Here is a 13,449-nt window from a genome sequence, read left to right on the forward strand (position 1 = left end):
CGATCCAGTAGCGAGCCGGCTTACCGCGTCTTGCACGATGATTCTGGTGATCCTCTCTATCGCCCGACATCGCTCGCCATTTCAGCCGTTCAGCTAAAGCAGATGCACGATTTCATCATGGAGCTCGAGGGGGAGGTGGCGGGCGAGGCTCTACGAGCGTTTCAGAATGCCTGTCGGTGCGTGGGGCTTGAGTTTAGTCCCTTGGTGGGCATGGTCTGTCTGAGCGAAGACGAAAGTCGCTACCTATGCTCCGAGGAGTCGCTGAACTGGTTCGTGGAGTGTGTTCGAGCCTACTCCGATGCCGCACAAGGGTGAGCGCATGGGGCACAAATCGGGGTCAGCTTCCGACCCATAGCAGACATCGGCCCTCGGGAGTGGGGGGGAGATTAGCGGCGAATCTGAATGCAGCCTGAAGTCAGCAATGGCAAGAGCGGCGTTGGTGGATTGTGCATTGTCCGCCAGTGGTCGAGGCGGATCGCTTTCGAGGTGCCTGATTGGTGCTGGTGAATTCGACGTCGAGCTTCCGTCTGTTGAATCGGCCACTGGTCGGTCGGTGGCTACTTGATATCATTATCCCTGCGTAAAATGTGCCTTTAGGATCAGCTTACCCATGGAATGTGCCGCTGCCGGGCCGGAATCACGCCAGAAGGCTAGCTCCTATCAAGGGGCTATTTTCAATGCTCCACAGAGTTTTACTCCATGCCGTCCGGCTCCGTTCCCAGAATTAATCTGCGTACATTGATATTGCTCTTCGCCCTGTTGGCAATCCTCGCAACCTTACTCAACGATCTTTATGCAACCTACCGGATCCAGCGTGAAACGCTGGTTCACAATTCTTTGGAGGCCAATCGCGCTTATGCCGCCAAGGTTGCACTGACCATCGGACAGAGCTTGGGTGAGGACCTTGCTCGCTTGGCCTACAGCGCCCGGATCATTGGCGAAGATTTTCGCCTTGAAGCCCATCGAGGGGCTGAGGCTCGCCGGCTGGCCGAGCAGGACGATAGCTTCAACACGGTAATTGTTGCTGATGCGCAAGGACGCATCGTTTCTTCCTATCCCACGTCGCTCAGTGTGAACGGTCAGACCTTACGCTCCAAGGTTCCGCTGGAAGAGCGCAGAGCGATGATTAGCCCTGCGTTCAGCTCGTTGGTAGGAAACCTGATCGTGTTTGCCTCACAGCCAATCTGGAGCCCTGAGGGGGAGTACCTCGGGTTAGTAGGTGGAACCATTTATCTGCATAAGGACAATGCCCTGAACGAGATCATCAGCAAGCATTTCCAGCAGGACTCCTCCTATGTTTATCTGGTGGATGGAGAGCGCCATCTGCTGTTTCATCCAGACCCGAATCGTATCGGCGAGCAAGTCGGGAAAAACCCTGCGATCGATGCAGTGTTGCGTGGCGAAAGTGGTGCGTCCCCCATACGCAGCTCAACCGGGAGGGACATGCTGGCCGGCTATGCGGCAGTACCTCACAGTGGATGGGGCGTCATTTCACAGCAACCATTGAGTGTGCCTCTCGATACCCTTTGCAATCTGATGCTGCAAGTCGTGATTGGCATCATTCCGATGAGCTTGCTCGGCCTGATGCTACTTTGGTGGGCTGCGTCGCACATTAGTCGGCCTCTTAGCCAACTGGCTGAATATGCGGGACAGCGAGCTAGCGAGGAAGGCATTCGCAAGGTGCGTGCGTGGTATGCCGAAGCTTGGAGTATTCGGCGAGCAATGATCATCGGCGCTCTGCTGACCCAGGAGCGCATAGGAAAACTCAATCGCCAGGCATTAAGTGATCCGCTCACTGGTCTTGGAAATCGCCGTGTAATGGAGAGCGCGTTGAATGATTGGCACTTGCTCGGGAAGCCCTATGCCGTAGTAAGCATGGATATCGACCATTTCAAACGAGTCAATGACAAGTATGGGCACGCCGTTGGCGACAAGGTGTTACAGGCATTTGCGACCCTGCTTGGGCAAAATTGTCGAGACGGCGACTTGGCGTGCCGAGTAGGCGGTGAGGAGTTCATCCTCTTGTTACCGCAAACGAGCCTGGCTGCAGCCGCAGAAGTCGCCGAGCGTATTCGCCGCTCACTGGAGATGACCCCGATACCTCCTGCCGGGCAAATCACCCTGTCCCTCGGTGTATCCCACTGTGGGGCTGAACAAGCAGATCCCTCCAAGGTGCTGGACCAAGCCGATCACTTGCTTTACCAAGCCAAGCAGGCAGGCCGCAATCGTGTGATGGCAGAAGTGTAGGCACCGTCGGCCCTACGGTCCGATTGGAGCTTGCAGTGCAGCAATAGGCATTTTTCTCAACGGATACCCTGGTTCCAGTGCTTCGCCCATGCCGGAATGTCATCGGCCGGCATTGGGCGGGCTATGCCATAACCTTGCACGATGGAACAGCCGATATTCTGCATCAGGGCTGCATGCTGCTGTGTCTCCACGCCTTCCGCGACTACTTCGAGTTGGAAGGTGTGAGCCAATTGGATCACGCTCTCGACGATTCCCCGATCCTCCGAGTCGGTGGTCATCTTGCGGACGAAGCTCTGGTCGATCTTTAGCGCCTGGATCGGGAGCTTTCGCAGATAGGTGAGGGAGGAATAGCCAGTACCGAAATCGTCAAGGGCGAAGTGCACGCCCATCCTTTCGCATTGCGCGAGCACATCAATGGCCTGGTCCAGATCGGAGAAAGCGGCATTCTCCAATATCTCCAGCTCAATGTTCTTGGCAGGCAAGGCTGGGTATCTTTCCAGTGCCTCGCACAGGATTGCCGGAAAGTTTCCGTAGAGCAGCTGGTTGGCGCTTACATTGATGCTGACGCGTATGTCGAGACCTTCTACGAGCCATGCGGTGGCCTGTGCTATTGCCTGGTTGATTACCCATACGCCGAGAGGCTGTTCTAGGTCACTGTCGATCACCATGGGTAGGAATTCGCCGGGTGCGAGCATGCCATGCACCGGGTCTTGCCAGCGCAGCAAGGCCTCTACGCCAACCATTGTACCGAGGCGTAAGTCGACCTTAGGCTGGTAGTACAGTGTGAACTGGTTGCCATCCAACGCGGCGCGCAAGCGTTCCAGTTGGTTGCGTCGAGACTGGGCCTTACGGTCACGCTCTGGGTCATAAAGATGGAAGCGGTTTTTGCCAGCCTGTTTGGCCAGGTACATGGCTTGGTCTGCGTGGCGCAGCAAGGCATCTGGGTCGCCGTGATCATCGGGGTAAAGGCTCACACCGATGCTCGCAGTCACAGCCAACTTGGTGTCCTGTATGTTGACTGGCCGATTGGCCGCCCTGAGTAGTTGATCGAGCACGTAGGAGCAATGCTCCGGTGATTCTATATCCGACAAGAGCAGCGCGAATTCATCGCCTCCCATACGCGCCAACGTATCATCGCCTCGCAGCGCCATTTTCAAATGCTCTGCGACACCAATGAGCATGGCATCGCCGCTCGCCGACCCGAAGCAGTCGTTGATCTGCTTGAATCCATCGAGATCGAGAGAACAGACAGCGAGCAATTTACCGCTATGTTCGGAGCGCATCATCCCCTGTCCGAGTCGGTCCGTGAGTAGACGGCGGTTGGGCAACCCCGTACACATCGACCGTGGGCCGCTGCATCGCTCGACACGCTAATCCTTTAGTCGATATTTCACATTTTTTTCAGATCCCGCACTTTAAGTAAGGAATTGCGAGCCGATAGATCTTCAATCAGAACGAGTGCGCCGCCATGACTATTCGTAACCTCCGCGTCTCAACCCGCATTGCAATAGCTTTTGCCGGATTGGTTGTGTTGCTTCTAGTGGTTGGCGGTGGTTCCCTGCTGCAAATGCGCGCTATGAATGAAAGCGCCGGTGAGGTTGACGGCAATTGGCTGCCAAGCATTCTGGCGCTCGGTCAGATGGACGTCGCCACCATGCGCTTGCGTGCATCCACGTTGCGCGTTGCAGTGATCGACAATGAAACCAACCGCAAGCTACTCGCGGCTGACAGGCAACATCTGGAAGAGGCACAGGCGCAGTATCGCCCGCTGATCTCCAGTGATGACGAAGCGGCGGGTTATGAGCGCTTCCGCATAGCGTTGCAGAGCTATTACGAAGGGCAGCAGCAACTGCTCGACTTGCTGGCTCAAAGTCGTTTGGCCGAGGCGCGTGACCTCATCTCTCAAGTTCTCAACTCCCGGGGCAACACGCTGGTCTCCGGACTAGAAGGTCTGACCAAGCTCAATGCTGACGGTGCCAAGGCTGCCACGCTCAGCAGCGACCATGCATACGAAGAGGCTCGACTACTGGTGCTGGTCATTCTGATCGGCGCGGTAGTGCTCGCTATCATTCTTGCGCTGGTGATGTCCCGCAGCATTGTGCGTCCCTTGGCACAAGCTGTTGAGGTGGCGCGCACTGTGGCTGCCGGAGATTTGACCGAGAACATTCCCCTGGAGGGACGCGATGAAGCCAGCCAACTGATGGAAGCGTTGCGCAATATGCAGCAAAGCCTGCGCGTCACCATCAGCCTGATCGCCGACTCATCGTCCCAGCTAGCCTCTGCTTCGGAGGAGCTGCACGCTGTTACCGAAGATGCGAGCCGCGGGCTAACGCTGCAGAACCAGGAGATAGAGCAGGCCGCCGCCGCCTGCAACCAAATGAGTGCGGCCGTCGATGGCGTGGCCAACAATGCTAGCTCCACACTTGAATCCTCACGGCGCGGTGACGCGGCGGCCGTGCAAGGTCGAGATCAGGTAGTGGAAACTGTTCGCGCGATCAATGCCTTGGCGGTGGACATGAATGCAAGCGTCACACGAGTTGAACAGCTCGCGAGCCAAATGCAGCAGGTCGGTAAAGTGCTAGATGTTATTCGCTCAATCGCCGAGCAAACCAATCTGCTTGCTCTGAACGCCGCAATAGAGGCCGCCCGAGCTGGCGAGCAAGGACGAGGTTTTGCCGTGGTTGCCGACGAGGTTCGCATGCTTGCTCAGCGTACTCAGCAATCGACGCAGGAGATCGAGCAGATGGTTGTTCATCTGCAGCAGGATGCTGCAGATGCAGTGCGCACACTTCAAGGTAGCTCTGCCTTGATGGGGGAGACCGTTCAGAGAGCCGAAGCCGCCAATGACTGCCTCGGCGACATTACCAATGCGATGGCGGCTATTAACGAGCAGAACGCAATGATAGCGAGCGCGGCGGAAGAGCAAGCGGCAGTTGCGCGCGAGGTAGACCGCAGCTTGGTGAGCATCCGTGATCTTTCTGCGCAGAGCGCTGCCGGTGCCAGTCAAACCAGTGCATCGAGCCAGGATCTGTCTCGACTGGCTGTTCAACTCAAGAGTGCAGTTTCCGCATTTCGCGTTTGAATGCACTGACTATGGATACGCTCTCTCAATGTTGGTTCTCGGGACGGGCGCATCCAGCGCGACAGGCGGACATGCTCGAAAAACATGTTGTGGAATGTACTGCCAGGGTAGGCAAGGAGTCAGCATCGCGGGTGAGCAGCGATTCATCCGTCTGCGGTGCTGGAGCTAGCAGGCAGGGGGCTTCTATGGGGCAAGATAATGACCGATTCGCCGTATTTGCGTATTCCAGTCGAAGCAGTGACGCTCGGCATGTATGTACAAGAATTGTGTGGGGCTTGGGTAAATCATCCCTTTTGGCGTGCCCATTTCCTGCTTGAAGACCCCGAAGACCTGCGTCGGCTCAAAGAGAGTTCGGTGCGAGAAGTGCTTATAGATCCCAGTAGAGGGCTATCACCGCCTGCCCTTAAGCAAGCCGACTCTAAACCGGAAACGTCGTCTCAACCACGCCCTACAACGCCCGTCGATGAGTCGCAGCGAAATACAACCGCGAGCAGTGCAATTCGCCGCTCTCTGGAGCAAGAAATTGAGTCGGCTCGCCAGTTGTGCAGTAAGTCCAAAAAGGTCGTGATGGCAATGTTTCAGGATGCTCGGCTGGGACGTGCCGTCGAGGTTGAGGGTGCACGGGCCATGGTCAATGAGATTACTGTCTCAGTGGAGCGCCATCCCACCGCACTGATCAGCTTGGCTCGCCTCAAGACTGCAGATGAATACACCTATCTCCATTCCGTCGCTGTTTGTGCGCTGATGATCTCACTGGCGCGACAGCTCCATCTAGACGAGGGCCTCGTTCGTGAGGCTGGGTTAGCGGGTTTGTTACATGACATCGGAAAAATGTGTGTACCGATGAGTATCTTGAATAAACCTGGGCGTTTAGATGACGCTGAGGTCGCCTGCGTTCGCGAACATCCTAGTCGTGGCTCAGACATTTTGCGGGAGGGGCGGCAAGTCGGTGCGCTGGTACTCGATGTCTGCCTTCATCATCACGAAAAGCTAGACGGGAGTGGCTATCCCCACGGCTTGGCAGGTGAGCAGATAAGTCTGGTCGCGCGTATGGGAGCTGTCTGCGATATTTACGATGCGATTACCTCAGACCGCCCCTACAAGTCCGGTTGGGATCCTGCGGAGTCGTTGCAACGGATGTCACGCTGGTGCGGACACCATCTTGACGAGTCGGTTTTCCAGGCATTCATTCGATGTTTGGGCATCTATCCAGTTGGTGCGCTGGTGCGGCTTCAGAGTGACCGGCTCGCGGTGGTAGTAGATCAGAGTACCGAGTTGTTGTTGCCGATAGTCAAAGTGTTTTATTCCACTCGTACGAAGGCTGCGCTGCCTGTGGAGTTATTGGACCTTTCAAAGCTCAAAGGCCGCGAACGCATTGCAGCTCGCGAGTCGCCGGAGCGATGGGGGTTTCAAAATCTAGAAGCATTTTGGTGCGAGCTGGATCGTCGACGCGGTTCGATATTTGACCGCTGACGCGTAAAAGATAGCTACGCCACCAGCGTACAACTACTCGCCACGGGCCGTAACCGAACCATGGCGGGCTTAAATGCTTAGGAAGTAGGCGCGATTCTCAACGTTGCGCGAAGCCCGCCGGAGGGTAGATTGCTCAACTGCACACTGCCTCCAAGCCGCTCCATGATCATTGCCACAATCGACAGGCCCAGCCCTGCGCCGTTCTCAGAGCCTTTGCTGTAGAAACGCTCGAAGACTCGCTCTAGGTCTTCCGGGGCGATGCCAGGCCCCTGGTCTTCTACGTTGAGTACAATCCCATTACCTTCACGGTGCAGCGTGACGTTGACTCGACCGCCAACTGGCGAGTGATTTACTGCGTTCGCGACCAGGTTCTGCAGGGCAATCCCCAAAGCGCCCGCGTCGCTTTGAAGCTGATAGTTGCCCTCGGAGATCTCCAATGACGGTTCCTGCCCCTGATCCAAAATCCAGGGTGTCATCTCTGCCATAGTCTCCGTAGCGACTACCGCCAGATCTACCGTTGACCAATTGCGCTGCCCTAGCCGCGGCTCGATTCTCGCCATGGTCAGCAGCTGATTTACCACTCGACTGAGACGATCCACACCACCAACCAGAAACTCCAAGGCTTTATCTCGCTCAACATCGCTCCTGGCCTCAAGCGCGTTCTGCGCATGCAGCCGAAGGATTGTCAGGGGCGTACGCATCTCATGGGCGGCGTCGGCGATAAATCGATGTTCACGGCGCAGCAGCTCATCAATCTGCCCCAGCAGCCGGTTGAGCGCCGCCTGCATAGGTTCAAGCTCCCGAGGTAGAGGCACGAGTTGCAGTGGCTCCAGTGACTCTGCATGCCGCGCTCGGATGACACGTGCCATGTTCTGCAACGGTTGCAGCCCCCAGCCGATGGCCAGCCATACCAGCAGCGCCAACGCGAGACTGCCGATCAGGAAGGGAAATAAGGTGTGGCGGACGATGCGGCCGATTAGATCGTTGCGCACATCGTTGCGCTCACCGACCCAGATCACCAACTGGCGCTCTGGCACGGGAAGCACGAAGCTGCGCCATTGCTGCTCCCCCACCATGATGTTGGAAAAGCCGGGCTCGGTCAGCGGACGAGTGAAGCTTGGGGCGCTGACCGTATGTACCAGGACTTCACCGTTGATGCGCCACACCTGGAAGGCGAGTTTGCTCTCGTAAGGGTGACCGACGCGATGCTTGCCCGCCTGACTCAGTGCTTCATTGAATGCCAGGTACAACGCATGGCGATCCTTGTCGTCCAGCGGCATGCTCATGACGCCTTGCAAGAGGCGCGCGTTTTGCGCGAGATGGGCGTCGTAGATCTCGTCGATCTCGTGGCTGCTGTCGTGATAGTTGTAGAGCGCAAGCAGGCTGGTACCGACCAGCAATAGCAGCATGACTCGCCAGAGCGTGCGTTGGCGCAACGAACTCATGCTTTGCCTTCCACCAGGTAGCCAATGCCGCGCACGGTGCGGATTAGATCGTTGAAGAGTTTCTTGCGCAGGTGATAGACGTTCACTTCCAGCGTGTTGCTCTCGGGCTCTTCATCCCAGCCGTAAAGGAGCTGAGTGAGCCGCTCGCGGGTGAAGACCTTGCCGGGTTGGGACAGCAGTTCATGGAGCAGCCGGTACTCTTTCGGGGTTAGCACGACTGGATGTCCCTGGTAGCTGACTTGCCGAGTGGCCGGGTCGAGTGTCACCCCGGCATGCTCAATCAGCACCTTGGCGCGACCTGCGCTACGTCGAAGGAGCGCACGCAGACGAGCTTTCAGCTCGTTGAGGTCGAACGGTTTGACCAGGTAGTCATCGGCGCCGGCATCGAGACCGGCAATGCGATCATCGGTCGCGTCACGGGCGGTCAGTATCAGCACGGGCACCGCATCGCCTCCAGCACGCAGCCGGCGCAGCACCTCGATGCCATCCAGACGCGGAAGCCCCAGATCCAGCACGACGAGATCGAATGTCTCCTGCTGCAGGGCGTGCAATGCACTCACCCCGTCCTGCAGCCAGTCGATGGTGTATCCCTCCTGGCGCAATCCGTTGCAGATACCTTCCCCTAGAGCGGGATCGTCTTCGACTACCAGCAGCCGCATGCTTAGTCCTGCTTGTCCTTGATCGTCTTGAGTAAAGCATCGATTTCGCCGCGCCGGCCCTGGTCGGCCAGCTCACGACCGGGCCGTGGCTGTGCCTGTAGCGCTTTCCGCAAAGCCGCACGCGCTTCGACGTAATGCCCTTGGCGATAGAGATGGTCACCCCAGAAGTAATTGCTGTCGATGCCTTCCGGATTCAACCGCAGCGCCTTGCGCAGCAGCTCATCTGCCTTGTCCGAGTCACCGAATCCGATGGGCCAGCCAGGCACTCGGTCATACAGTGCGCCGAGGCTGGTGTAAGCCGACCCCTGCAGAGCGTTTGGATCGAGAGCCAGGGCCTTCTCCAGGCTTGCCCGGGCCGCTTTCACCTTGCCCAGTGCACCCAGCCCGCCCGTGGCACCAGCCCAACTGCTAGTCACGATTCCATTCCAGATCCAAGCTTCCGCAGCCTGGGGCTGCTCGCGGGTAAAGGTCTCCGCGTCGCCCGCCAGCTTTTCGAAAGCGGCTGCGCGTTGCGCCTCAGGCATCTGGTACTGGATTTGCGCCCAACGTTGCTGGATCGCGCTGAGGTGCTGGCTGCCAGCCTGATCGAGCGCCCAGGTCAGTGGGGAGAAGGCAATGAGGCTGGCGAGTATCAGGCGTTTCATTTGCTGTGCTCCTTGGCGTTGGCATCGCTGTAACGGCGGATCAGTGGGAGCTGCTTGCGCAACGCGCGGTCGACCACGCCGGGCAGCATGCCGTTGAGGCGCACGAAGAGTTTTTCAGGCCATCCCAGGTACAGCTCGTTGCGTTGCTGTTGCACCGCATCAAGTACTGCCCGCGCGACATCGACCGGATCATCCATCCCTACTTTCAGCGCTTGGTTGAGCGCGGTGGCGGCAGTTGTATTCATCGATGTACGGGTGGCACGTGGCGCTGCGTAGAGTACGTCGACCGTGGTATCGGCCAATTCGCGTCGAAGCGCTTCGGAGAATCCGCGCAAGGCGAACTTACTGGCGCTATAGGTCGCGTAGCCGGGATAGCCGATGGAGCCGTAGATGGAGCCGACGTTGACCACCAACGCATGAGGCTGCTCGCGCAACAATGGCAGCAGCAGGCGGGTCAGCTGCAGGGGGGCCTTGATGTTGAGATCCAGCAGGTCGTCCAGCGTGTCTTCGTCGATCTGCTCAAGCAGGGCGAAGCGGTTCACGCCTGCGGCGTTGATCAGCACGTTCACGCCGCCCATGGCCCAGGCAGCGGTGGCTACCTCTTGCCGGCCACTCCTGGTACGAAGATCGGCGGAATGCCAGCGCAACTGACTGGGATAACGGTTCATGAGCACCGCCAGACCGCCAAGGTGCCGGCTGATGGCCAGCACTCGGGCGCCGCCAGCACACAGCTGGCTGGCCAGTTCCAGGCCAATGCCGCCGCTGGCACCGGTCAATACCACCACCGACTCACGCAAGCGCATGCTGCACCTCTGGCTGGTGGGCTCGCGGTAGGCCTCGGAACATCTCGGTGTACAGCTGGTAGACGACCTTGGCGGAATGAATCACCGCCTCTTGATCTTCCGGACGATCCAGGCGGTTCATCAGCTCGCGATAGGTTGCCATGTGATCCTGGTCGAGCGCGCCGTGGGAGCTCAGGTAGCTGAATGCCGTCGGCGGCAGGCCAAGTCCTTGCTGGATGCTGCCGGCGGCCTGGGTAGCCAGGGCGATACTGGTGCCTTCGAGGACGTTGACCATGCCGAACAGGCCGACGGGATTGTCGCGGGCAATCAAGTCATAGAGGAAGGCCACCATCAGCTCGATCGACAGGCTGGGGCGGCTGTTACGCACCTGCTCCGCGTCGCCACCGCACGCTGCAATGTCATTGAGAATCCACTGCTCGTGGCCGTACTCCTCCTCGATGTATTCGCAGACTGCACCGCGCAACCATTCAAGCCGGCTGGGCAGACGAGCGCCGCACGCCATCATCAGCGGCACGGTATGACGAACGTGGTGATAGGCCTGGGTGAGGAAGGCGATGTAGCCCTCCAGGCTGACAATGCCGCCCAAGGCATCGCGAATGACGGGTACGCTGAACAGCGCCTGGCGTTCCTGGGTAGTGGCGGATTGAAGAGTGTCGAAGAAGTTCATGGCAGACCTCAGGATTGCGATAGTTCAGTGATGAGGGGCTGGTGGCGACGGAGGATTTCCTGGCGGCGCGGCCGGCCATTACTGGTAAGGGTTCCGTCAGCACCGCTAAAGGGACTGGGTAGGCGTCTCCAGGCATAAACCCGTGCGTAATCGGGTAAGCCGGCGTTGCATTGCTGCACGGCCTGCTCGATGACTTCGTCGCTGATGCTTGGGGCGATGGGCCAGAGCAATGCGAAGTTGCGCGGCAGCCCCTCGCCGTGGACGAAGGCCTGGAGGATTACGCCTGTCTGGGAAAGCTCGGCCTCGATCCACTCGGGATTCACGTTGCGACCGAAGCTGGTGATGAACTGGTTTTTTTTGCGGCCAGCCAGGTAGAGGAATCCAGCAGCGTCGAAATGGCCGAGATCGCCGGTTGGCCACCATTCCCCGTCGAAAGAAGGTTCGCCCAAGTAGCCCAGCAGGGTGGAACCGCGAACCAGCACTTCCCCGTCATCAGCGATACGCACCTGGACGTGCGGTAGGGGACGGCCCACGCTGCCTGGATGCTGATCGCCTGGGCGGTTCAGGCAAACCACGGAGGCGCATTCGGAGAGCCCGTAGCCTTCGAAGACCGGAAGCCCCACTGCTTCGGCGCGCTCCAGCAAGCTGCTCGCGACTTTGGCACCACCTACTGCGACGAATCGCAGGGGGCCGACTTTCATCATGCCGCGCTCGATGGCGGTGACCAGGCCAAGCAGGAGTTGTGGTACCAGAATCAGGCTCTCGGCGCCGCTGAGTGCAATGGTGCCGAGGAAGCGTTTCCAGTCGACTTGACTGGCTCCACCGATGCCCATCTGCGCTTGCGGATAGAGCGTGATGCTGGCTCCCGCCAGCAGCGCTGCATAAATACCGAGATTCTCCAGCAAGACGGCTAACGGAAGTACTGCGAGGTACTTCGTGGGCTCGGTTGGACGGCTCGCTGCTTCGAGCTCCTGTGCAACGCACAGCAGTGACGTGGCGCTCAGGCATACGCCCTTGGGCGACCCAGTGCTACCGGAGGTGTAGGTGATCTTGGCAGTGCCTGCCGGTAGGCCGGCGTCGAGTACGGCCGGCCGCTCCCAGAAGCGCTCGCCTGGTGTGAAACCGGCTGCTCGCAGATCTTCTGCGAAGGAGTCGTTGGCAACGGCCAGTGTCGCCTGGGTCTGCATCAAACAATGCAGACGCTGTGCGGCACTGAAAAAGGGCGGGAGGATGAGGGACGGGCGCTCAGCGAAGAGGGCGGCCAGATCCCAGAGTAGCGCTTCGGGGCCGTTCTCCAGTGCGAGGGCAAACGGGCCATCGGGTTGCTCTCGCAGCCATACTTCGCGACGTTCAACTTCAGCCAGAAGCTGCGCATAGGTGACGTTGCCAGTGATTCCGCGTACAGCCACTTTCGAGGCATGATCCGTGGCATGCGCCTGCAGCACCTGACGAAAGGCGTTCAGTTCATGCGGCATGGCCGGCCTCCTGTAGCAGCATCGGGAAACCCATGCGCTTGTACACACCCGCGCGCTCCAGTTCGTCATGGCCGTAGCCGATGTTTCCTGCGTAGACCAGGGGGTGCTGCGCGTAATAGCTGCCCCAACTGGCCAGCTCGCCGTTCAGGCGACGCGGATCTGCTTCGGCGATCACGGTTGGCTCCAATCCCAATCGGTGGAAGCTGTTGACCAGGGTGGAGGCGCCGGTAAAGGCGACCCACTGAAGGTCGCGCGCAGCCAGCAGCCAGGTCACGGCGGTGATGATCACGCGCGCACTGCCAGCACTCAGGGCGGCAAGGTTGCCTACCTCGACCAACTGCTCACGCCCGACGGCACGACCTGCAAGCCGCGACACAACACCCTCCAGCGGCTCGTCCAGGTAGTGCTCAAGAAACAGCGGCCCTTGACTGGCCGGACGGACGCCAGCGGCTGCGATCAAGCGCCCGTGGCTGTCCTGAAGCCCGATGAGCTCTGGCAGATAGTGGTGGACGTCAGCGTGGTGGATGGACTCGAAACGCTCGTGGATGAAGGTTTCAAGCTCCTCGCGGTCGAAGTCGCCCTCGCGGCGCAAGGTCAGTCGAGCTTGTCGCTCGGCGACGGAGCCAAAGTGGAATGGAAACAGGCTGCTCCATTCTTGCTGGGTCATGGTGATCCCCCCAGGGGTCGTTCGATGAGGGGAGTATCAGCGGCGAATCTGAAAGTAGTCTGAAGTCGCTGAGAGTCAGCGGCGGTGGAAGCGAATATCCGACATGAGTGTTTTAAGAGCATCTCCGGCCATAGAGCCTGGTCGAAGAGCCCCTGGAGCTAGGAGCGATGCACCCTAGTCCTTCAATCATGTGGAGGACGAATCATGCCCACACCCACAACGAAAGCTCACGAACCTTGGAACAAGGGCAAACTGGTCGGCCAGAAAGCACCGCTGAGACTCAGGGA

At 58.9% G+C, this 13,449-nt stretch carries 11 protein-coding genes and 1 pseudogene; 4 read left to right on the top strand and 8 right to left on the bottom strand.

Annotation, left to right across the window (positions count from 1 at the left end; genetic code table 11):
* Both FAS41_RS31075 and FAS41_RS29540 read left to right on the top strand, forming a co-directional pair.
* Positions 1–315: pseudogene (locus FAS41_RS31075) on the top strand (hypothetical protein); the annotation flags it as partial.
* 384 nt (positions 316–699) lie between these two features.
* On the top strand, positions 700–2,247 hold the full coding sequence (locus FAS41_RS29540; protein ID WP_138526823.1) for a sensor domain-containing diguanylate cyclase: 1,548 nt from the start codon (positions 700–702) through the stop codon (positions 2,245–2,247).
* 56 nt (positions 2,248–2,303) lie between these two features.
* Here the strand turns inward: FAS41_RS29540 and FAS41_RS29545 are convergent, their stop codons facing one another.
* A complete protein-coding gene (locus FAS41_RS29545) occupies positions 2,304–3,587 on the bottom strand; it encodes a putative bifunctional diguanylate cyclase/phosphodiesterase (RefSeq protein ID WP_138526824.1) in 1,284 nt (427 codons plus the stop codon).
* A 128-nt stretch (positions 3,588–3,715) separates the two neighbouring features.
* Here FAS41_RS29545 and FAS41_RS29550 point away from each other — a divergent pair, with 128 nt between their 5' ends.
* Together FAS41_RS29550 and FAS41_RS29555 are read left to right on the top strand one after the other, a co-directional pair.
* The gene (locus FAS41_RS29550) at positions 3,716–5,329 is read left to right on the top strand and encodes a methyl-accepting chemotaxis protein (RefSeq protein ID WP_171049580.1); all 1,614 of its coding nucleotides are present in this window, start codon (positions 3,716–3,718) and stop codon (positions 5,327–5,329) included.
* A 198-nt stretch (positions 5,330–5,527) separates the two neighbouring features.
* Positions 5,528–6,802, top strand: a complete 1,275-nt coding sequence (locus FAS41_RS29555) for a cyclic di-GMP phosphodiesterase (protein ID WP_138526825.1) — start codon at positions 5,528–5,530, stop codon at positions 6,800–6,802.
* 77 nt (positions 6,803–6,879) lie between these two features.
* On the opposite strand, the gene FAS41_RS29560 is transcribed toward FAS41_RS29555, so the two are convergent.
* From FAS41_RS29560 to FAS41_RS29590, 7 genes are read right to left on the bottom strand one after another with little or no spacing between them, the layout of a single operon-like run.
* Positions 6,880–8,247: a sensor histidine kinase gene (locus FAS41_RS29560; protein ID WP_138526826.1), complete on the bottom strand. Its 1,368-nt coding sequence runs from the start codon at positions 8,245–8,247 to the stop codon at positions 6,880–6,882.
* The gene (locus FAS41_RS29565) at positions 8,244–8,906 is read right to left on the bottom strand and encodes a response regulator (RefSeq protein ID WP_024767066.1); all 663 of its coding nucleotides are present in this window, start codon (positions 8,904–8,906) and stop codon (positions 8,244–8,246) included. The genes FAS41_RS29560 and FAS41_RS29565 overlap by 4 nt, the downstream gene beginning before the upstream one ends.
* A gap of 2 nt (positions 8,907–8,908) precedes the next feature.
* Positions 8,909–9,550, bottom strand: a complete 642-nt coding sequence (locus tag FAS41_RS29570) for a tetratricopeptide repeat protein (RefSeq protein ID WP_138526827.1) — start codon at positions 9,548–9,550, stop codon at positions 8,909–8,911.
* Positions 9,547–10,353, bottom strand: coding sequence for an SDR family oxidoreductase (locus FAS41_RS29575; protein WP_138526828.1), 807 nt, complete (start codon positions 10,351–10,353; stop codon positions 9,547–9,549). Before FAS41_RS29575 ends, FAS41_RS29570 begins: the two co-directional genes overlap by 4 nt.
* Complete coding sequence (locus FAS41_RS29580; RefSeq protein WP_138526829.1) at positions 10,340–11,020, bottom strand: iron-containing redox enzyme family protein; 681 nt, start codon at positions 11,018–11,020, stop codon at positions 10,340–10,342. Before FAS41_RS29580 ends, FAS41_RS29575 begins: the two co-directional genes overlap by 14 nt.
* Before the next feature lie 8 nt (positions 11,021–11,028).
* Positions 11,029–12,495, bottom strand: a complete 1,467-nt coding sequence (locus FAS41_RS29585) for an AMP-binding protein (RefSeq protein WP_138526830.1) — start codon at positions 12,493–12,495, stop codon at positions 11,029–11,031.
* Entirely contained in the window at positions 12,485–13,162 is a 678-nt protein-coding gene (locus FAS41_RS29590; protein WP_138526831.1) for a thermostable hemolysin, read from the bottom strand. Before FAS41_RS29590 ends, FAS41_RS29585 begins: the two co-directional genes overlap by 11 nt.
* Positions 13,163–13,449 lie beyond the last annotated feature (287 nt).

The sequence above is a fragment of the Pseudomonas nicosulfuronedens genome (genome assembly GCF_005877905.1).
Classification (GTDB): Bacteria; Pseudomonadota; Gammaproteobacteria; order Pseudomonadales; family Pseudomonadaceae; genus Pseudomonas; species Pseudomonas nicosulfuronedens.